Genomic DNA, 20882 nt, shown 5'->3' with positions numbered 1-20882 from the left:
CGTGGCTGCTTTAGAAAACGCAGCTCACGAGGCATCTCTCGCTGTCCACGCTGGACCGAAAAGGTTTTCAGAAACGTAATACTCCAGCAAACGCCCTGTCAAGGGCCCGCGGCGTGCCGCCGGTTCACAGAGGAGCGATTTGGTAACGCGGCGGACATCTTGCCGAAAACGGTTTCGTAAGGCAGCGTGGCCCGACATCGAACCGTTTCGATGTTACGTCTCGAGGGAGGGATCCATGCGAAGGAAACTGATCGCCATCCTGCTGGCGATCGCCCTGACCCCGGTCGCGGCGGCACAGGCCGCCCCGCCCACCTGGAGTCCGCCGGCGAACCTGGTGACCCCGCTCAACCAGGTCTGGCAGCACCAGGAGCAGACCTACAACAACGGCAACCTGTACGGGTTCCGCAACTACGGCTGGGACCAGATCATGGCCAACCGTGGCTACATCAACTACTGCGTCCGCTGGGACTCGTCGGCCACGGTGACCGCCGCCCAGCGCGACCAGATCCACGCGACCCTGGCCCGGCAGCACAAGAAGTGGATGGACCAGCTGGTCGGGCACAACGCCTGGCCGTACGGCGACGTCCCGGTCCGGGTCGTCGGCTGGGCCGTGCGCAACCGTTCACAACTGCAGTGGACGGACACGTCCGTCGACATCTACGTCAACGACATCCGCGAGAACGCCCCGCAGTGCTCCGCGCCCTGCGGGCGCTTCTTCCACCAGAACGGGCAGTACCCCAACTGCCCCGGCGGCTACGCCCGCCACTACGACCAGTCACTGTGGCTCACCGACGGCTTCGGCGGCGGTGCCGGCGGTGACTGGGGCCAGCGGATGGGCCGCGAGTACTTCATGAACAACATCAACGCGAACGACATGACGATCCTGCTGCACGAGATCGGCCACACCTGGGGTCTGGACGACTTCTACGACTGGACCCCCAGCGGAGTCAGCAACTTCATCATGCGCGCCGGCAGCTCGGCCTCGATCACCGAGTTCGACGCCTGGATGTTCCGCGACTGGTGGCGTCACCTGAAGAGCCGCTACGGATACTGACCGCGCCGTCCCCCACGAATAGGTGAACCCGTCCCGGCCGGCGTCCCCGCCGGCCGGGCGTCACCATGGACCCACCTGTCGCCGTCGTCCCGGAGCCCGCCGTGCCCCATGCGATCGAACTGTTCCTCGACGAGCACGCCGACCGGCTGGTGAGACGGATCTGGGCCGCTCTCGACGCTCACGGCATCACCTCGCTCGGCAGCCGCCCCCACTGCGACGACCATCCGCATGTCACCCTGTCGGTCTTCGAACGCGGAGACCCGGCACGGATCACCGACACCCTCCGGCCGATCCTCGCCACAGTGGCCGGGCTGCCCCTGCACCTGGCGGGCCTCGGATTCTTCCTCACCGACGAGGCGCCCGCCTATCTCGGCGTCATCCCCTCACTCCGGCTGCTGACCCTGCACCGGCAGGTCCACGAAGCCATCGAACCGCTCACCGAGGGCATCTGGCCCTATTACCGGCCCGGCGCCCTTCTGCCGCACTGCACGCTCGCGGCCGGAGCCGTCGATCGCGCGAGGGTCATCGACGTCGTGACCGCCTTCCCCACCACGATCCCGGCTCTCGCCTCCGCGGCCCACCTCGTGGAAGTGCCGGGCGGCCATACCAGGACTCTCCTCAGCGGCTGACCGGCCGGGCGCGGTGCGCAGGACGGCCCGCGCCTGCTCGACGGCCCGGGTGATGCTCTCGCTGATGAAATCCAGGAAGCGGGCCACATTCTCCAGGCGGGCCGCCGCACCCGTGTCCGGACCGAGAACGGCGACACCCTGGCGGGCGACGGCGACGAGCTGGTCGTTGGCCCGCGCGCTGGCGAGGGTCGCCTGATAGAAGAGTTCGTCGTCGACGATGTAACGGTCGCGGCGGCGCTCGTCACGCTCCCGGCGGACCAGGCTCTGACTCTCCAGGAAGGCGATCGCCTTGGAGACCGACGCCGGGCTGACCCGCATCCGCAGAGCCAGCTCGGACGCGGTGAGGCTGCCACTGTCGGTGATGAAGAGGCAGGCCAGGACGCGGGCACCCATACGGGACAGACCCGAGGCCATCAGCACGGTCGTGAGCGTCTCCACATACTCGGTGACCGCGTCGGTGTCGCGCCCCTCCGGCCCACCGGCCGATGCGGGACCCCGGGAGGCGGCCGCACGACTGCGGTGCGCGCGGCGCTCGGTGGCCCGGTGCGCCAGGTCGGCGCGGTAGCCGTTGGGGCCGCCGTTGCGCATCACCTCACGGGTGACGGTGGAGGTCGGCCGGTCGAGGCGCCGGGCGATCTCGGCGTAGGGCAGATCGTCGGCCAGGCCCAGCGCGATCTGCTGACGCTCCTGCTGGGTGAGTCTGCCTCCCGGCATCACGGTCTCCTCGATAGTCGGTCGCGTCCGGCCCACCATAGCGTTCACTTCCATGTCATTGCAAAGGCAGCCTGCTCCAGCATTGCGTTACCGTGCAGCACATTGCAACGGTTTCATGGCTCTGAACTGCCGCTTTGCATATTCATTGCAACAAGTATGTTGCTTGCATCTAGAAAGCAACGTAGCGTTTCGCATATCAGAAACGAAACGCGAGCACCGGAGAACATCATGCAGAGCTTCGCCACCCCCGCCCCGATCGCCGCCCTCCTCGACATCCCGGCCGGGCGCGTCCAGTTCATCGCCGGCGAGCGTGCCGACACCGTCGTCGAGGTGCGCCCGGCCGACCCCGGCCGGGGCCCCGACGTCCGGGCCGCCGAGCAGACCACCGTCACGTACGCCGACGGTGTCCTGCGGATCGAGTCCTCCCAGCCGCCGAACAGGCTGCTCGGCCCGACCGGGTCCGTCGAGGTCACGGTGCAGCTGCCGGCCGGCTCACGGATCGAGGGCCGGGCGGCGAGCACCGAGGTGCGCGGCGTCGGCCGGCTCGGTGACGTCAGCTTCGAGGGCGCCTACCGGCAGATCAAGATCGACGAGGCGGCGAGCGTACGGCTGACCGCGATCGACGGCGACGTCGAGGTGGGACGCCTCACCGGGCCCGCCGAGATCAGCACCGAGCGCGGTGACATCCGGATCGCCGAGGCGGTCCGCGGCACCCTCCTCCTCACCACCCGGCAGGGCGACATCACCGTCGCCGCCGCCACCGGCGTCTCGGCCGTCCTGGACGCCGGCACCGGTCACGGCCGGGTCAGCAACACCCTGAAGAACGACGGCACCGCCGGTCTCGACATCCGCGCCACCACCGCCCAGGGCGACATCACCGCCCGCAGCCTCTGACCCTCCCTGTTCCCCGGCGGCCGGGCCGAGCCCGCTAACGGCCCGGCCGCCCGACCTCACGCCCCGGAAACGCCCGGCCTTCGCAACAGTCGGCCGCTCGCAACGCTCGGCCCACCGGGCGCCCCCCTTCGCAACGCTCGCCCCACGCAACGCTCGCCCATTGCAACGCTCGCCCCTCGAACAGGAGCACGGCATGACCAGCACCGTCACCCCGTGGACCGGCATGATCCCGGTCGACGACACCGCCCTCGCCTGCACCGACACCGGCGGCACCGGCATCCCGGTCGTCTACCTCAACGGGCAGTTCGCGACCCAGGGCTACTGGAAGAGAGTCATCGCCGGCCTCGGCCCCGGCTGGCGGCACATCACCTACGACGAACGCGCCCGCGGCCGGAAATCGAAGACGTCGGCCGACTACTCCTTCGAGGCCGGCATCCGCGACATCGACGCCGTCCTCGCCGCCCGCGGGGTGGACCGGGCGCTGATCGTCGGATGGTCCTACGGCGCGTTCCTCGGTGCACACTGGGCCGGCCGCAACCCGGACCGGGCGATCGGCGCGGTCCTGGTCGACGGCGCGATGCCGCACGACTGGCTCGACGACGCCATGGAGGAACGGATCCGGAAGATGTTCAAGCGGATGGCCTGGTTCATGCCGCTGCTGCGCCCGACCGGCCTGGTCCCGCGCCTGAGCGCCGAACAGCAGGCCACCAGCAACATCGAACTCGGGAGGATCTCCCGGGAAGGCGAACTCGGCCCGGTCATGGACGGCATCACCGTCCCCACCCGCTACGTCCTGGCCTCCGGTACGTCACTCGGCAGCAAGGGCGACGAGCAGGAGGTGATCCGCGCGAGCCTGGACAAGGTGGTGGCCCGCAACCCGCACATCCGGATCAGCGCCAAGGTCCCCAGCAACCACAGCATGATCCTGCGCAAGGATCACGCGGCCGTGGCAGCGGCGATCCGGGAGGTGGCAGCCGTCTGAGAACAATGGTGAGCCGGCTCCCTGAAGGGCCGGCCCACCAACAGATCAGATGCAGAACCAAACGACCGGAACACGGGTGCCGGAAGCATCGACGGCCAGGCCGGTGACGGTGTGGCCGTCGTCGCTGACCGTGTACCGCGAGTCGACCGCCGGCACGCTGCCCGCCGGGAGCGGCAAGGCAAGGGTCGTGTCGCCGGCGACCATGGCCGGGGCCGTCGCGCCGGCACCCGCGCCGACGAGCCAGCCGTCAGCGGTCACCGCGGAGGCCACCAGCCTCGACTCCTCGATGATCCACACCTCCCCGGTGCCGAGGTTCCACCGCACCGACACCGACTCGAGAACGTCCGGAACGCTCGACGCCACAGGTGGTCGCCCGGTGATACTGGCCGAGCCCACCACCCACCCGTTGCGGATGTCACTGACCGTCGTGATCGAAGCCGCCGTGCCGTCGATGTCCGGCGCCGGCAACGCGAACCCGGTGCCGTCGGGCCGCCAGACGAACGCCTTCCCGTCGACGGTCCCGGCCACGGTGCCGTCCTGATCGACGGCGACGGCGCTCGACCGCTGCGTCCCGGACGGAACCGGGAGGCGGGTGGCGTCGTCGAGCGCCGACGACCATCGCACGGCGGAACCGCCCGACTCGCCCACGACCGTCCCGGAATTGTTGACGGCGAACGGAAACCCGTGCGTGACACCGGGAAGCGGCGTCACCGTCTCCTGCTGGATGATGAAGGGCACCGGTTCGGGCTCGCCGTCCTCGGCGAACCTCCAGCCGGCCACGGTGCCGGCCGAGTTCACATCGGTGAAGGCCGACCTGCCGGTGCCCGGCAGATCCGTGATCTGCGCCTGGCCGTCGCGCCAGAGAACGGCCTCGGCGACCGGCTCGGTGCGGCCCACCAGATACCGGCCGGTCGCGTCGGCGCCGGTCACGACGGTCGCGGTCACCTGTTTCGACCGCACCGGCGGGAGATCCGCGAGACCGCAGCTGGTCGGCATGGCGTCCGGACCGGCGGCGTCGGTCGGGGCCGGGTTCGGGGCGAACAGGTTGCCGTTGACCGTGACGACGACGGCGACGGCCAGGGCGGTCGCGGTGGCGCCGGCGAAGCCCGCGCGGCGCATCCTCCGCCGGCGGCGGCCGGTGGTGATCGCGCCACGGATGTCGACGGCCGACGGAGTGGGTGGCTCGTCGTCGAGCAGGTGGATCAGGTCGTGTTCGGTACGCATCGTCGCTCCTCTGCGTCAGATCGCGAACTGGAAAGCGGCGGTGCCGGAGTCACCTAGCAGGCGCCGGAGTGTGGCCAGGCCACGGGAGGTGTGGGTCTTGACCGTGCCGGTGGTGCAGCCGAGCATCGCGGCGACCTCGTCGACCGGCAGGTCGTAGTAGAAACGCAGCACCAGAACGGCCTGCTGCCGTCGTGGCAGGCGGGTCAGCGCCGCGCGTACCAGATGGCGGTCCTCGGCTCCCCCGTCGATGACCGGCGCGGGCTCCGGCGCCTCCCGGAACAGCCCCACCCTGGCCCAGGCCAGGCGTTTCTCGTCCACATAGGTACGCACGAGCATCTTGCGCACGTAGGCATCCAGGTGGTCGGCGGCCCTGGCCCGCTGCCATTTCACATACAGCGTGGTGATCGTCTGCTGCACCAGATCGTCGGCGCGGTGGCCGTCGCCGGTCAGGAGATAGGCCAGCCGCCGCAGCGCGGGAATACGCCCCGAGACGTAATCGGTGTACTCGTCATCCGAGCCGTCCCCCATCGTCGTGCCCTCTCCGTCGGGTGTTTCGCGACTGAGACGGGCCCGGCACGGCACCCGGTTGACACGTCCTAGGAGAAATCTTCGGGCAGCGCCTCGGCGATCATCCGGTGGCCCTGCGCCTCGAAGTCGTCGATCCCCTGCACGTACGCCCAGCAGGCGGTGCCGATCGCCTCGCGCATGCGGCCACGATCCCAGCCGCCGGCCGGGCGCGGGTCCGACCCGTACCCCTCGAAGAAGGCCGTCTCCAGGGTGGGATCGTCGCGGAAGTCCTGGGCGGCCAGCCGGGAGAGGTCGGTGTAGGCGGGTCGCAACGCGGCACGGCCGAAGTCGATGACGCTGACCACGCCCTCGTGGATCAGCCAGTTGCGGGGCTGCCAGTCCCCGTGCGTCGGCACGACCGGCTCGGGTGCGGTGGGCCAGCCGGTGATCAGGGCACGAAGCCGGTCCACCATGGCGGGAGCGATCCGGTGCGGGCCGTCGAGGAGTTTCAGGCACTTGGCGTTCTCGCGGCGTTCGTAGTCGTCGGTACCGGCGGGGCGGCCGTGCAGAAGGGCCAGCAACTCCCCCGCCTGACGGAAGACGTCCGGATCGGCCCCGGTCACCAGCTCCCCGGGCAGGTACGTGGTGACCAGAAGTTTCGCGTCGACGTCCCCGTGCACCAGCGACGGGGCCCGGCCACGGTCGGTCCACGGCGTCAGCCACTCCCGGTGGGCGCGCAGCTCCCGGGCGATGTGGTGGTCGGCGGCACCGCCGGCCTTCATGATGAGCCGTCTCCCGCCCTGAAGGATCTCCAGGACCGTGGTCTCCACGATGCCCCAGCTGTGGTCCTTCACCACCTGCACGCCGGGGAGCCAAATGTCCAGCAGGGCGCGCTGTCGCGGCGAGAGCTTACCGAGTGGATCAGACACAATGGAGCATCCTAAAGCGCACTGTGCGGTATTTGTAGCATTTTGCGAGACTGCTTGATCCCTCTCGCACCGACGCTCAGGCTCCATAGGTCCGTTTCGATCTAACAACGGGGATCTGATGCGAAATCGAACAACGGTACGTGCCCTGTCCATCGCCACCCTCGCCACCGGCGGCCTGATGGTGCCGGTGGCCGCACAGGCCGCACCCTCCAACTGCTGGAGCCGGTACTGGGAGGGCTCCTCCACCCAGACCGGATGGCAGGCCGGCTGCAACACGACGACCCGGCCGGGCAACGACCAGTGGCGCGCGATCGCCTACTGCGTCCGGGAGAACAACCCCAGTGTCCGGGTCACCGTCTACGGCGGCTGGGTCGGCGGGGCCGGCGGCGTCACGTCGATCGCCCGGTGCGCCTCCAACTACTCGCCGAACAGCGGCACCTACCAGACACGGATCATCTGATCGACGACGTCCGCCGGGGTGGCCACACCGCCCCGGCGGACGTCGCCCCCCGGTGACCTTCCAGGATCAGTCGGACGACAGTCCAGATCGGATTTCGTGCCGAACACCGGGTCGTATCACTCGGCGAACGATTCGGTCTGGTCGGGGCGACGGCGCAGCCGAAAGCAGGATAGGGAGAACCTCGGGCGTTGATACGGTCGGACGGCCGCTCGACCACTGAGGAATGAACCGTGGCGTATCGCTTCAACACTCCCCCGAATTGGCCCGATCCGCCTGCCGGATGGACCCCTCCCGACGGATGGAAACCGGATCCGGCGTGGGGTCCGGCTCCCGCCGGATGGCAATTCTGGATACCGGACGTACCCGCACCGCCACCGTATTCGCCACCGCCGGTCGCCGAACATACGCCTGCCCCGCCGCAGGCTCCGCCGGACCCCGGAATCGGATTCTTCGGTGCGCGCGGCAAAGCCCGGGAACTGGCGGGTGAGGTCGAGCAACTGAAGGCGGAGCTGTCCGAACTGCGGGCGGACATGCAGCGCCTGGGCGTCCTGTCCGCGGTGGAACTGGAACGACATCGGGAACGGGTGCGACAGGAGACCGCCGAGGAAGCGGCCCGGAGCAGTGCGCGACTCGCCGAACAGGTCGCGCAGGCTCAGGCTCGCATCGGTGAGTCGGCCCGCCAGGAGTCGGAGGCGAACGTCCGGCTGGCGCTGGCCCGACAACAGATCGTCGTCACCGAGGAGACGGCCCTGCTCCAGGAGGCAGGCGTCTATCAGTATCAGCACCCACTGTCCGACGCTGTGGCATACCAGGTGGCACTGGCCGGCGTGCAGAATCGGATCAAGTCGATGGCGAAGGCCGACGGCGGTGCGGTTCAAGCAGCGCAGGGCTGGACGGTCAACGGGTCGGAGGCACAGGGCCGGGCGATGATCCGGGACTTCTCGAAGCTGATGCTGCGCGCCTACAACGCGGAGGCCGACAACCTCGTCCGCGGTTTGAAGCCCTACAAGCTCGACTCGGCAGTGGAACGGCTGGGCAAGGTCGCGACGACGATCGCCCGGCTCGGCAAGACGATGGACATCCGAATCAACGAGGCATATCACCGGACACGGGTTCAGGAACTGCAGCTCACCGCCGACTACGTTCAGAAGGTCGCGGAGGAGAAGGAGCGCGAACGCGAGGAGAAGACGCGTCTGCGGGAAGAACGCAAGGTCCAGCAGGAGATCGAAAGAGAACGGGCTCGACTCGACAAGGAACGCGCTCATTACCTGAACGCACTGGCCGCGTTGCAGTCCAAGGGTGATGTCGATGGCGCCGCGCAACTACAGCAACGACTCGCGCAGATCGACACCGCGATCCAGGACGTCGACTACCGGGCAGCGAACATCCGGGCCGGCTATGTGTATGTCATTTCGAACATCGGCGCGTTCGGTGAATCGATGATCAAGGTGGGTCTGACTCGACGCCTGGATCCGATGGACCGGGTCCGCGAACTGAGCGACGCCTCAGTGCCTTTCAACTTCGACGTGCACGCGCTGTTCTTCTCCGAGAACGCGGTCGGCATCGAAGCCGCCATGCACACCCGACTCGCTGACAAACGGGTCAACCGTGTCAACCAGCGACGAGAGTTCTTTTACGCCACACCGGGCGAGGCCAGAGCACTGCTGGCCGACCTGACGGGCAATCTGCTGCACTACGAGGAGACACCGGAGGCTCTGGAGTTCCGGCAGTCCCTGACACACGCCCAACGACAAGAACCGGTTGCCGCCGGTGGGTGATGGCGACGGTCAGTCGGTGGCGGAATTGAGGAAGTAGGCGCGTGGTGGCCAGCGGCCCGGCGCGTCCTCCTCGGCGAAGAGGACCCGGCCCTCGGCGAGGGCGGCTATTTGGACCCGCCAGCCGTAACCCTGGACCGCCGCCACCCGCTGGACCGGCTCCGGCCACAGGCACGACCAGTCTCCCCGCTCCGGGCGGACCCACAGGCCGCTGTCGGCCGCCACCACCAGCAGCAGGCCGGTGCGCAGGCACAGGCAGGCGACGTCGCGGATGCCGGGACGGGCCGGGATCGGGCGGCGGCTGGCCCGGCCGTCGGTGCCGGGGTCGGTGATCTCGGTGAGTTCGGCGGCTCCGGTCTGGGCGGCGATCAGGACCGGCTCGTCGTGGTTGTTCACGCACAGGGCCGCGGTGTCCACGTCGGCCAGGCCCACGGGGCGCAGCCGGTCGGCGGGACCGCATCTGAGCTGGCCGGTGTGGTCCTCCACGGCCAGGTGGACGTCTCCGCCGGGTCCGGCGGTCACCGCGAGGATCCGGCGGGCGGCCTCGGTGTGGTGCTCGACGGTGGGGACGCCGTCCAGGCCGACGGTGACTCCGGTCAGGCCGGTGTCGCCGACGGTGTAGGCGCTGACGCCGCCGTCTCCTCCGGCGGCCGCCCGGACCGGGCCGTGCGCGGTCAGGCCGGGGAGGGTCTGCCAGCGGCCGTCCACACACACCGTCACGGAGCGGTCGTTGCCCCGGGCGAAGACGGCCACGTCGCCGTTTCCGCGGCGGGCGAGCGCGAGGGCGCGTACCGCCTGCGGTGCGGGAAGCGGCAGGGGGTCGAGAAGCGGTTGGTGACGGCTGCCGGCCCGGGCCACCGCGATGCGGCGGCCGCCGGTCGCGGCGATCTGCGCCGTCCGGGAGGCGTCGACGGTCAGGGCGAGATCCTCGAAACCATCCGTGTGGTACGCCCCCTCGATGAGCCTGCCCAGGTCGGCCGCCCACACGGTGAGCCGGGGACGCTGCTGCGGCAACGGATGCAGCAGGGCCGCGACGTGATCGGCCAGGGCCTCCGGATACCCGTAGCGGGGCAGTTGGCGGCGGGCCGTGTTCCCGGCGTCCTGGTGTGGCGGATCGACGCCGGTGAGCAGGAAGTAGGCGACCGCGCCGACGGCGTAGCGGTCGATGGCCGGGTCGACGCGGACGCCGGGCCGGCTGAGTTCGGGGGCCGTGTAGCCGCGGGTGCCGCCGGGCAGCACCGGGGTGGCGTCGGTATGGGTGAGACGGGTGAAGTCGATCAGGCGGGCCGCGTCGTGTTCGAGCATGATGTTGCCCGGTGTCAGGTCGCCGTGGACCATGCCCTCGTCGCCGAGGCTCTCGACGAGGGTGCAGATCTGGTCGAGGACGCGCTGGCAGGCGGCCGGATCGAAGTGTTCCGTGCGCCAGCGGTCGAGGTCCTGACCGCCGTCGACCCAGCGGCTGACCATGTAGAGGGCACGGCCGGCGGAGTCGGCGGGCCCGCCGCCGGTGTAGGGGCGGGGGCCGGTGAAGACGCCGGCCGGGAAGACGACACCGGGCAGGTGCAGGGCGCCGACCCGCATCATGGTCTGCTGCCAGCGGCGCATCCACTCGTTGAGGACGCGGCGGGGATTGCGGTCGGGGGCGATGCGCTCCGGCAGCAGGATCTTGACCGCCCAGCGGGCCGTGACCTCGTTGTCGGTGCGTTCCGCCTGCCAGACCTCGCCCTCACCACCGGTGCGGACCAACCGGACCAGCCGGAACTCCCGGCGCCCGAGCGGCCCGTCGACCCACCTGGCGCCGCTCACGAACGGCGTCCCGTCAGCCCGTCGACCCACCTGGCGCCGCTCATGGGAGGAACGACCTGCTGCCGGTGCGTTCCAGCGCCCGCACGGCGCCACCCACGGCGACGGGACGGCGTGCGGCCGGCACCCCGGCGGACCGCGGGGGCAGTTTCTGTAGCCCGCCGTTGAGGGCCCGGAGCTGTTCACACAGGGCGGCGAGCACCGCGACGGCGACGTCCGGGATCTCCCGGGACGGGCTCCTGCAGAGCCGGGACACCTCGCTGAGGTCACGTTCGGCGACCAGCGCCTGATTGAGGCGTTTCATCAGGGCGGTCCACTCGCGGACGCACGCGTTCTCGGCGGCGCCCGGCGGTAGCGGGCTGAGCCGCCGCAGGTGGGTGGTGAGCTGCCGGGTGAACTCGGCGGTGTCGTCCGGTACCTCACGCAGCAGCAAGTACTCCACCTGCGGGAGGATCCCGCGCTGGAACAGGGCACCGCCGAGGGCCCGCTGGCTGCGTTCGTTGACCGAGCGGACCAGACCGGCGAACTCGTCGGCGAGTCTGTCGCGGTTCGGGCCGGCCGGGCGGCGGACGGTGAGCTTCTCCAGGATCGCCCGGTCCAGGCGCAGCGCGGGCAGGACGGTCAGCCTGCCGGTCACCGGGTAGCGCAGGCCGGTGCCGACCTCGGAGAAGTAGTCGCCGACGTCGTCGACCCCACCGATCGTCGGCCGCCCACCGCCGGCCGCCAGCAGCAGCTTCTGGAGCAGGCGGTGGTCGGGGACGAGGCGGGCGTTCGGTTCGCAGCGCCGGTGGAACCACTCCTCGGTGCTGATCCCGACGGCGTGCAGCCGTACCCGCATGTCCCGGTGCAGGTGTTCCATCAGGCTGACCGGCTCCTCCAGCGCCCCGAAGACGCGGCCGGTGTCCTCCGGGCGGCGTGGCGGGCAGTCGGCGCCGTCGCTGACCAGCACGATGACGCGTTCGTTGGCGGGCCGCCCGTGCCGGTTGAGCAACTCGGCGGCGGCGTGCAGGGCGCGCTGGATGTCGGTGTGGCTGCCGGGCCGCGGGGCGAGCTGGTCGACCGCCTTGCGGAAACTCTCGGTCACCGCCTTCGGTGACCCGGCGTCGAGGGCGGCCATCCCACCGGCTGTCGGGAACCTGGTCCGGGCCTTGGAGTCGAAGGCGAGCAGCGCCACCTGCGACGCCGGGCCGAGCGCTGTGGCACGCACCGCGAGCAGCGCCCGCAGCGAGCGTTTCAGCACGTCGATGCGTTTGACGTAACCGCCGGACGGTTTCGGGACGTCGGCGACGTCCATGGATTCGCTGACATCGGCGAGGATCACCATGTCGACGCCGGCCCGCGCGCCGGGCGCGAAGATCTCCACGCTGGTCTCCGGGCCGATGCGGACGATCGCGTCCCGGTTCGCGCCACGGACCTCCTTGATCTCGTACGTGGACCCGCCGATCACCAGCGGCTCCCAGCCCCCGGGTGCGGGGGTGAGCAGCGCGCCGGCCAGTCCACCGGCGGCGATCTCCCGGGTCATCCGGTCCGGTTCGCGCACCGTGGCGGGCTCCAGGACCAGGCCGCGCGCCGGTACCGCCGGGCGCTGCCGCAGCGTCCACCGGCCGCCGTCACCAAGACCGAGTTCGTCGTGCAGGTTCCGCGGCACCACCAGCGTCGCGTCCGGGACACCCTCGTGCCGTTGCACGTCGACGGCCACCGCGGTGCGCCGCCCGCCGTCATCGGCCTCCAGCAGGGCGGGCCCCTGCGGTCCTTTCGGGGACACCGCCAGCCGTACCGACACACCGGCCGCCGGCACGGGCACGGCGACCGTGCGATGGGTGGTCGAGTCCACCTTCACCGGGCACCCCCGCTCCCCCGGTCCGGCAGGACCACGATCTCGCCGCCATGGCGTTGTGTCAGGTCCCGGCTCATCGCGGCCTGCCATCTGCGGAACACGTCCCGGCGATGGCGGGGCACGAGCACGTACAGCTGGCCGGGCCGGTCCTCACCACCGATCCGGCGGGGCGCGATGTACCCGCCGAGGCTCAGTTCGCCGGCCAGCTGGGCGCCGTCGCGGCCACCGTGCGAGCGCAGCACCGCCCGCGCCTGGTCGAGGAGCTTCTCGCCGCTGCCGCGGTCGCCGTCGAGTTCCTCGATCTCGCGCTGCCAGGGCCGGGGCAGTTCCTTCCCGTCGCGGTGGTGCACGAACCGGCGTACCTTCTCGGCGTCGGAGCCGAAGGCGTCACCGGAGGCCTTGAGTGTCCCTCGGATCCAGTGCGGGTCGTTGGCCTCGGTGAAGTGCCTGAAGTTGCGCAGCATGTAGCCGACGGCACGCAGGCTCGGCAGCGGGTCGGCGCGACGGTCGCCCTGATGCCGGAGGTAGGTGCCGCCCACGATCCGGCGGATCAGCTCGGCCGCCGGGACACCGCCCAGGGCGGTCTCGTGGCGGGCGCACAGGGCCAGGCCGAGACGTTCCGGGCCGAAGACCTGCCAGCGGCGCAGGTGCTCCGGGCACAGGCGCTGCCCGCAGCCGCGCAGCCGGTCGTCGGTGAACTCGCAGCCCGCCGAGCCGACGTTGCCGCACTTCACGGTCGCGCAGTCCGGGAACAGCGTGCCGTGGCAGCCCGGACAGTACGCCCAGTCCCCGGCCCGGCCCCGCCGGTGCTTGTCACAGTGTGCGGCCTGACCACGGCAGGCCGGCCCGGCGCAGCGGAAGGTGGCCGCCCGGTCGCATTCGGTGCAGCCCGGCCGGTGTCTGCGGCAGGTGCCGATCAGGGCGCCGTCGAGCACCTGGGCGTGCCCGGCGCACAGCCAGCCCGCGCCGTCACAGCCGGGGCAGCGGAAGACACCCTCGCTCTCCCGGCCCGGGCCGGTGCAGGCCCGGCACGGGTGCTGGAGCCGGGGCCTCTCCAGCACGTTCACCACGCGGACGGCGGTGTCCGGGCGGATCACGGCGGCCGCCTCGGCGCGGGCCAGGCGCACCGCGACCACGCCGCGCGACAGGGTGACCCGGTTCTCCGGGCGGCGGCGCAGGTCGGTGCCGTTCAGGGCGCGTTCCACCTGGTCCCACAGGGCGGTCAGACCGGCCGGGTCACGGACGCGGTCCGGCCACTGCCGCAGGTCGAGGATGACGTCCACGGCTGTCATCGGCGCGCTCCGCCCGTACCTCTGGAGGGTTTCGCTCCTCCGCCGCGGGCGGCGATGAGGCCGGCCCACCTCTCCACCAGCAACCAGGTGCGGCCCTCGGCCGTGCGGCGCGCGGCGGCGAGGCAGGGCCCCCCGGCGGTCGTGTCGGTGAGCGCACGGCCGGCGGCGCCGGGGTTGCCGGTCAGCACGCTGTCGTCGTCGGCCAGCCGCTCGACCGGGGCGAGGATCGGGAACAGCTCCTCCGGCTGGGTGTCCAGATTGTCGAGTTCGACGGCCAGGACGTCGGCGAGCAGCCGCCGGGTCCGTGCCCGCAGCGTGGATCCGCCGTCGTCGGCCGGGCGGGCGCGCAGACCGCTGGCGACCGCGCGGGCCCGGTTCTCGTCGACGACCCGCTGCGCCATCGGTTCCAGCGCGACGCCCTCCTGGACCAGGCGCCGGGCCCGCAACGCGAACGCGGCCAGCAGCAGGGCGTGGGCGCGGACCGCGGCGAGGGTGGCGGCGGCGTCGATGCACTGGACCACCACGGTCGGTGTCCCGTCCGGTTCGGCCGACGGGTGGACATCGGTACGGTCGAACGCCTCGAACCCCTCCACCCGGCGCAGGTGCGACTCCAGCAGCGTCCGGAACTCGGCGTCGGCGGCGTCCAGGTGACGCGCGGCCACCTGGTCACGGGCCGCGCCGAGCCGACGTGTCCCCGCCGCCGACCGCCCGGTCAGCGCGATCAGCAGTGGTGAGTGCTGGCGGACCAGGTTGCACAGCACCGTCTGCTCGGCCGGCGACGCGACCTCCAGGATGTGCCGGTCGATCGCCGGTACGACACCCGGCGTACCCGGTGGCAGCGGTCGTCCGGGCGCCGCGGTGAGGGTGGCCGCCATCGCCGTCACCCAGTCCTGCCGGGCGGCCGGGCTGCCCAGCCAGGTCAGCGGCGGCCGCAGCACCGCGACGCCCGCGCCCGGGGTCAGCTCGACCGGGCCGCGGCTGCGGCCGGTGGGCGGGGCGCCGTGCCAGCCGACCGCCTTCTCCACCCGCTGGCGCAGGGCGCCGACCAGGATCACACCGTCCAGCATGTCGTCTGTCCCCGCCTCACGTGTTCCGGGTGATCCGGCCGTCCGCGGACGGGCCCAGACCGCCCTGTGCCGTCGGTACGTACCGGCGGGCCGACCGCACCAGGCAGACCGCGCCGGCGAGCACGATCCAGCCTTTGTCGCGGACGATGCGGGACTCGTCCGGTGCGAGCGTCACCGACTGGCGGCTGCTGTCGTGCACGACGGTCCGCTGCTTCCAGCCCAGGTCGGTGGCGGTCAGCTCACCGCTGTCGTCGAGGCTCAGCAGTACGTGCTGGCGGCTCACCGCGCGCAGCAGCTCCGGATCGCCGGCCACGTCCGCGAGCAGGTCCAGGCTGAGGCCGTCGGCGGTGAGGCCGCGGCCGACGACGACCGGGTCGCCGCTCTCCACCAGGAAGCGGTGCCACACGACCGTACGGTCGAGGTCGGTGACCTTCATCTCGGTCCATGCGCCGCGGGGCCGTCCGCCCTCGAGGGGCCCGCCGCACTCCCGGCATCTCGGGCGGCCGTCCCGCCCCGGCACCGGGACCATCTGGCGTTCCCGGTCCGGGTTGCGGGCCGTCCAGCAGCGCGGCTCGCGGCACCGCCAGCGGAACTTGAACCACTCCAGCCGGTGGTCGTGCCGATCCGAGGAGAACCCGAAGCCGCGGAGGTAGTCGACCTCCTCGTGGTACGTCTTGACGTGGTCGGCCTCCGGTTTCACCCCGGACGGCACGAACCGCATCGCCTCGCCCCTGAGCAGCGGCCGGAGGAACCGTTCCGGGTTGTCCTCGATCCAGCGGGCACTGCGCCGATGGCCGCGGAAAAGGTCCCCGCTCAGCACGTGACGGCGTTCGGCGGCGGCCAGATCGAGAATCCACGGATCCGCGTACGACTCGACGATGACATCGAATTCACTATTGAGGTCCGCCCATTCACCGGACGCTCCACAATCGTCGAAACGGTGCCGCAGGCTGCGGTCCGCGACCAGGGTGAGATCGGCGGCCCGGCCGTGCTGGCGCCGCCACTCGGCGACCACCCGCCGCAGCCGCGACGCCGCCGGACGGCCACCGCCCCGGCCCGCGACCGGCAGATCCTCCATCCGGCACACGTTCGACGCGTCGATCACCACCCGGCCCCGCACCGGCGGCTCCACCGGCCGGTCCACCACGTCCTGCACGCCGTTCACCACGTCCTCACCACGTCCTCACCACGTCGAAAAACAGTAGTTCAGGGCGGCGGCGGTACGCGGTCACTCATTCGCGGCAATGATTCATCCACACGGGTCATACATTTCCATGCACCGAACCGGCATCATTAGTGTCCGCTGTCGTGCCCGTGAAAACCGCATCCTCCGGCGCGGCCGGCTGCCTGTCACTGGTCGCCTTCTGCCTGTCGCCGGTGGTCGGCTCGACACTGGCCATGCCGGCTACCGCCCTCTACGTTCACCGGCACCATCCGGCCCAACTGGACAGGTCGGACCACTGGCTGTTGTTCGCCTGCCTGGCCCTGCCGCTCGCCGTACTGATCGCCCTGTGGAGCGCCCGTCATCGGGGCAGGCCGGCGCTCACCGTCACCGTGCGTACCGTCACGCTGCTCGTGGCCTCCTTCGCCGTCACCCTGTGGACGCTGGAGCACTACGCGGTGCCGGTCGGGTTGCTCACCCTCGTGCCGATCCTCACCGGCTGGGCGGGGATCCTGCTCTTCCTCGTGCTGATTCCGCTGCTCAACCTCCTGTTCCCGGCACACCGGCGGGATCAGGTGGTGTGGGGACCTTCACGCCCGGCGTCCCGCCGGACTCCGCGATCCCGCCCGTCCCGATCGTCGTCCGGCGGCTCGTCCCGTTCCTCGTCCGGTGGCTCTTCCGGCGGCCGCGGCTCTTCCGGTGGCGGTGGTGGGCGACGGCAACGGCCACGCCGCACGGAGTCTCCCCGCCGCGACGGCCAACCCGAGTACCGTGCCCGCAGCGGGAAGCCCGACAGTCGTGCCCGCGACGGGAAGCCCGAGTACCGCGCTCGTGACGGCCGGCCCGAGAACCGCAGCGGTCGTCCGGCATCCCGGCCGGGCGACGGCACGCCCCGCTATCGCGACGAGTCCACCGACCGGCCGGGACAGCCGAACCGTCCCCGGCAGGGCGACGGCACGCCCCGGTACCGCGCCGACCCGCCGTCACCGCGGCGCCCGTCCGGTGACGGCAAGCCCGTCTACCGCGACGACTGACCCGCGGTCCGCCCGCTCGGCCGGGACGTGGTGGTGCTGTTCGGCGGGGTGCACACGGACGATGTCCGGGCCCGGCGTTTCTACCGCCGCCACGGGTTCACCGAGGTGGCGGCGGTTATGACGGGGCGGGCCCGGTGCTCTCCCGCCGCAGGACACGGATCGGCGGTCCCGGGTATTCGGCCGGTTCGGCGCCGTCGAGGGCGGCCACCACGGCCCGGCCGACGGTGAGCCCGTGTTCGTGCACGTCGATGCTGAGCGCCGACAGCGGTGGGACGGCGAGTTCGCACAGCGGTGAGTCGTCGTGCACGAGCAGGCTGAGCCCGCCGGGGACACTGACCCCGGCACGGATCAGCTCCTGTTCGGCGGCGACGGCCATCACGTCGTTGTCGAACACCACGGCGGTCGGGGGTGGATCCGCGTCGAGCAGGGCGCGGACTCCCCGTACCCCGGCCTCGGGTCCGTAGTCGCCTTCGACGATGTGCACCAGCACGTCGTGCCGGGCGGCCGCGGTGTGCATGCCGGCGGTCCGTTCGGCGGTGTGCACGAGGTCGGCGGGGCCGCTGACCCGGCCGACGACCCGGTGCCCGAGGCCGGCGAGCATCTCGACCGCGGCGGCGGTGGCGCCGGCGTCGTCGGTGACGACCCGGGAGAACCGCGGTGCGTCGGCCCGCCCGGCGAGCACGGCCGGCAGGCCCAGCCCGGCGAGACGGCCGGGCCGGGTGTCGCCGTGGACGAGGTTGACGACGACGACCGCCTGCACGGTCCGGTCGCCGGCCCACCGCCGGTAGGTGTCGAGTTCGGCGGCGAGATCGGGGACGACGACGAGCAGGACGGTGGCGCCGTGCGGGGACAGCGCCTCCTCCATGCCGGCGATCAGCTCCATGATGAACGGTTCGACGCCGATCCGGGCGGTGCTGCCGGTGAGGACGAGCCCGATCAGGCCACCCGGAGCGGGCATCAGCCGACCTTGGCCGGCAGGGTGAGCGCGTTCGCCGAGCGCAGCACCTCGGGGGCGCTGAAGACCTCGCCGTCGACGGTGGCGGCGGTGTGGACGGTGAACGTGTGGGTCTCCCCGGGCAGCAGGTCGATCAGCATGTCGTCGACGACGGCGTCGGGCGCGACCCGGTCGGCGAGGACGGCGATGTCGCGGGCGAACGAGGCGGCGGTCACGGTGACCGAGTATCCGCCCTCGACGGCGACGGTGTGCGCCCGGACCGCGGCCGGGTCGTAGCGCAGCCCGGAATCCTCGGCGAACAGGTGGACGGCGCGCAGGCCACCGGCGTCGGCGACCAGCACCTCCCGATCGGTTTCGGACACCGCCAGCAGGGCGGGGTCGAGGTCGATCAGCGCGACCGAGCGGGGTGCCACCTCCACGTCGCGGGTGGTCTCGGCCAGGACGGTGCCGTCGAAGCGCAGGCGGCGCAGCCGGGCGCTCTCGCGCCACGGTTCGGCACGGTCGTTGATCACGGCGAGGACGGTGCGGCCGTCCCGCTCACGGATCGAGAGCACCACCGGCGCGTACGCCCGGCGCAGCGCGAACCACGCCGGTTTGAGTCGCCCGTGCCCGTCCACGACGGCCCACGAGGTGACCGGCCAGCAGTCGTTGAGCTGCCAGATGATGCTGCCCATGGTCCGCGGAGCGTGACTGCGCAGATGCTCCACCGCGTACGCCGTGGCCCGCGCCTGGTTGAGCTGGGTGGCCCAGTGCCAGTCGCCGAACTCGGTGGGCACCCGCATGTGGTGGGCGAGCCCCCGGTCGAGTTTGCCGTTGCCGTCCTCGGCCTTCTGGTGCAGCAGGAACACCGGCGAGTCCTTGCGCAGGTCCTCCGGGGCGATCGCCGAGGTCAGCGTGGCCCAGGTGGGCGGCGCCTGCCAGCCGAACTCGGAGCAGAACCGGGGCACGAAGTTGTCGTGGTACGTGTAGTCCTCCCGGTTCCACGCGTCCCACTCGTGCCGGGTGCCGTGGCGGTCGTCGTTCGGGTGCACGACCTCGGGGTCGTGGCCGGGACTGGACGGGCTGCCCGGGTGGTAGGGCCGGGTCGGGTCGAGTTCGGCCAGCAGCGCCGGGAAGTCCTCGTAGTAGTAGCGGGCGCCCCAGGTCTTCCCGTCCAGGTCGGCCTTCCAGTCCCAGTCCTCGTGGCCCCAGATGTTCTCGTTGCCGCCGTTCCACAGGATCAGCGACGGGTGCGGGACGAGGCGGGTCACGTTCTCCCGGGCCTCGGCGAGGATCTCGGAGCGAATCGGCTCCTCCTCGCTGTAGGCGGCGCAGGCCAGCGGGAAGTCCTGCCAGACGAGGACACCGCGTTCGTCGCAGACGTCGTAGAAGTCGTCGGACTCCCAGATGCCGCCGCCCCAGATGCGCAGCAGGTTGGCGTTCGCCGCGACGGCCCGGTCGACGGCCGCCTCGAGACTCGCGCGGGTGATCCGGGTGAGCAGGTGATCCTCGGGGATCCAGTTGAGGCCGCGGACGAAGATCTCCCGCTCGTTGACGACCAGGGTGAACCTGCTGCCGTGCTCGTCGGGCGTCTCGTCGAGGCGCACGGACCGGAAGCCGACCCGTGTCGCATGCGTGTCGAGGCGCTCGGAACCGCTGGACAGGGTGACGGCGACGTCGGTGAGCGGCTGGTCACCGTGTCCGGCCGGCCACCAGACCGGTGCGCCGGGGACCTCCAGGGCGAGGACGGTACGGTCGGAGCCCGGCGGGATGACCGCCTCGGCGCGCAGGAAACCGGCCGTCAGCTCGACCCGGAGCTCCTCGTCGGCGGCGCGTTCGACGGTGACGTGCACGCTCAGCCGTCCGGTGCGGCCGTCCGGGTCGAGGGTGGCCAGCGGGCGGACCCCGGCGAGCCGGGCGGTGTGCCAGCGTTCCAGGCGCACGCCCCTCCAGATGCCGGCGGTCTGCAGGTCGGGGCCCCAGTCCCAGCCGAACGAGCAGGCCATCTTGCGGACCGCGTTGAACGGATGCGGGTACGGGCGGGGCCGGCTGCCGAGCTGCTCCTCGATCTGCTCGGCATACTCCAGGGCCGGGTCGAAGCGGACGCTGAGCGGGACCGCGCCGCCGGTGAGCAGGTGCCGGACGTCGAAGCGGTAGCCGCGGTGCATGTTGGCGGTCCGGCCCAGCTCCTCGTCACCGAGGGTGACGGTGGCGACGGTGTCGAGGCCGTCGAAGACGAGGTCGACCCGCTCGCCGGGCCCGGCCGGGTCGGCGGTGACCGTGGTGTCGTACCGCCAGGCACTGCGGTGGAACCAGGTCGAGCCGGCCTCGTTGCCGCCCAGATACGGGTCGGGGATCAGGCCGGCGTCGAGCAGGTCGGTGTGCACGGTGCCGGGGACGGTTGCGGGCACCGGGGCGGCGGCGATCTCCGGCGGGACCGGTCCACCGGCGGCCCGGACGGTCCAGCCGGTGTGCAGGTCGGTCTTGAGCATGTCGGGAAGCTCCCTGTCGAGTGGGTCGGGGGTTGCCGCCGCGCCGGGGCTACCACATTCTTAAGCAACTGAACGAAGTCCGTCAACGCGGGC

General features: G+C 71.5%; 17 protein-coding genes and 1 pseudogene. 7 read left to right on the top strand and 11 right to left on the bottom strand.

Annotated elements, in window-relative coordinates:
• Positions 1-235 precede the first annotated feature (235 nt).
• Positions 236-1054, top strand: a complete 819-nt coding sequence (locus BC793_RS18495; protein WP_109593820.1) for a hypothetical protein — start codon at positions 236-238, stop codon at positions 1052-1054.
• 65 nt (positions 1055-1119) lie between these two features.
• Positions 1120-1683: a 2'-5' RNA ligase family protein gene (locus BC793_RS52815; protein ID WP_109593818.1), complete on the top strand. Its 564-nt coding sequence runs from the start codon at positions 1120-1122 to the stop codon at positions 1681-1683.
• A gap of 6 nt (positions 1684-1689) precedes the next feature.
• On the opposite strand, the pseudogene BC793_RS18485 reads toward BC793_RS52815, so the two are convergent.
• Positions 1690-2397, bottom strand: a pseudogene (locus BC793_RS18485) (helix-turn-helix domain-containing protein); the annotation flags it as partial.
• 228 nt (positions 2398-2625) lie between these two features.
• Here BC793_RS18485 and BC793_RS18480 point away from each other — a divergent pair.
• Positions 2626-3291 (top strand): DUF4097 family beta strand repeat-containing protein, encoded by a 666-nt coding sequence (locus BC793_RS18480; protein ID WP_109593816.1) that lies wholly within the window; start codon positions 2626-2628, stop codon positions 3289-3291.
• Between the two features lie 193 nt (positions 3292-3484).
• Positions 3485-4273, top strand: a complete 789-nt coding sequence (locus BC793_RS18475) for an alpha/beta fold hydrolase (RefSeq protein WP_109593814.1) — start codon at positions 3485-3487, stop codon at positions 4271-4273.
• Positions 4274-4318: 45 nt separating this feature from the next.
• Here the strand turns inward: BC793_RS18475 and BC793_RS18470 are convergent, their stop codons facing one another.
• The 3 genes from BC793_RS18470 to BC793_RS18460 all read right to left on the bottom strand — a co-directional run bounded on the left by BC793_RS18470 (position 4319) and on the right by BC793_RS18460 (position 6933).
• Complete coding sequence (locus tag BC793_RS18470) at positions 4319-5497, bottom strand: hypothetical protein (protein WP_109593812.1); 1179 nt, start codon at positions 5495-5497, stop codon at positions 4319-4321.
• A gap of 15 nt (positions 5498-5512) precedes the next feature.
• Entirely contained in the window at positions 5513-6025 is a 513-nt protein-coding gene (locus BC793_RS18465) for a SigE family RNA polymerase sigma factor (RefSeq protein WP_109593810.1), read from the bottom strand.
• Between the two features lie 68 nt (positions 6026-6093).
• Positions 6094-6933: a phosphotransferase gene (locus BC793_RS18460; RefSeq protein WP_203896251.1), complete on the bottom strand. Its 840-nt coding sequence runs from the start codon at positions 6931-6933 to the stop codon at positions 6094-6096.
• Positions 6934-7051: 118 nt separating this feature from the next.
• Here BC793_RS18460 and BC793_RS18455 point away from each other — a divergent pair, with 118 nt between their 5' ends.
• A complete protein-coding gene (locus tag BC793_RS18455; RefSeq protein ID WP_109593806.1) occupies positions 7052-7393 on the top strand; it encodes a hypothetical protein in 342 nt (113 codons plus the stop codon).
• A gap of 530 nt (positions 7394-7923) precedes the next feature.
• A complete protein-coding gene (locus BC793_RS18450) occupies positions 7924-9171 on the top strand; it encodes an SNIPE associated domain-containing protein (RefSeq protein WP_109593804.1) in 1248 nt (415 codons plus the stop codon).
• 9 nt (positions 9172-9180) lie between these two features.
• On the opposite strand, the gene BC793_RS18445 is transcribed toward BC793_RS18450, so the two are convergent.
• Genes BC793_RS18445 through BC793_RS18420 form a run of 5 tightly spaced genes read right to left on the bottom strand, consistent with a single transcriptional unit; the run spans position 9181 to position 16335 of the window.
• Positions 9181-10974 (bottom strand): serine/threonine protein kinase, encoded by a 1794-nt coding sequence (locus BC793_RS18445; protein WP_146246329.1) that lies wholly within the window; start codon positions 10972-10974, stop codon positions 9181-9183.
• A gap of 40 nt (positions 10975-11014) precedes the next feature.
• The gene (locus BC793_RS18440; RefSeq protein ID WP_146246328.1) at positions 11015-12811 is read right to left on the bottom strand and encodes a vWA domain-containing protein; all 1797 of its coding nucleotides are present in this window, start codon (positions 12809-12811) and stop codon (positions 11015-11017) included.
• Positions 12808-14100, bottom strand: a complete 1293-nt coding sequence (locus BC793_RS18430; RefSeq protein ID WP_146246327.1) for a hypothetical protein — start codon at positions 14098-14100, stop codon at positions 12808-12810. The genes BC793_RS18440 and BC793_RS18430 overlap by 4 nt, the downstream gene beginning before the upstream one ends.
• Positions 14097-15167, bottom strand: coding sequence for a hypothetical protein (locus tag BC793_RS18425; RefSeq protein WP_109593796.1), 1071 nt, complete (start codon positions 15165-15167; stop codon positions 14097-14099). Before BC793_RS18425 ends, BC793_RS18430 begins: the two co-directional genes overlap by 4 nt.
• A 16-nt stretch (positions 15168-15183) precedes the next feature.
• Positions 15184-16335 (bottom strand): FHA domain-containing protein, encoded by a 1152-nt coding sequence (locus BC793_RS18420; protein WP_109593794.1) that lies wholly within the window; start codon positions 16333-16335, stop codon positions 15184-15186.
• Between the two features lie 140 nt (positions 16336-16475).
• Here BC793_RS18420 and BC793_RS18415 point away from each other — a divergent pair, with 140 nt between their 5' ends.
• On the top strand, positions 16476-17363 hold the full coding sequence (locus BC793_RS18415; protein WP_146246326.1) for an SNUT3/LISCH7 family protein: 888 nt from the start codon (positions 16476-16478) through the stop codon (positions 17361-17363).
• Between the two features lie 115 nt (positions 17364-17478).
• On the opposite strand, the gene BC793_RS18410 is transcribed toward BC793_RS18415, so the two are convergent.
• Positions 17479-18321: a LacI family DNA-binding transcriptional regulator gene (locus tag BC793_RS18410; protein WP_109593790.1), complete on the bottom strand. Its 843-nt coding sequence runs from the start codon at positions 18319-18321 to the stop codon at positions 17479-17481.
• Positions 18321-20789 (bottom strand): glycoside hydrolase family 2 protein, encoded by a 2469-nt coding sequence (locus tag BC793_RS18405; RefSeq protein ID WP_109593788.1) that lies wholly within the window; start codon positions 20787-20789, stop codon positions 18321-18323. Before BC793_RS18405 ends, BC793_RS18410 begins: the two co-directional genes overlap by 1 nt.
• Between the last annotated feature and the right edge of the window lie 93 nt (positions 20790-20882).

The organism is Actinoplanes xinjiangensis, from assembly GCF_003148685.1.
GTDB lineage: Bacteria > Actinomycetota > Actinomycetes > Mycobacteriales > Micromonosporaceae > Actinoplanes > Actinoplanes xinjiangensis.
Note: the sequence above shows the minus strand (reverse complement) of the source record. Positions and strands in the feature narration are given on the sequence as shown.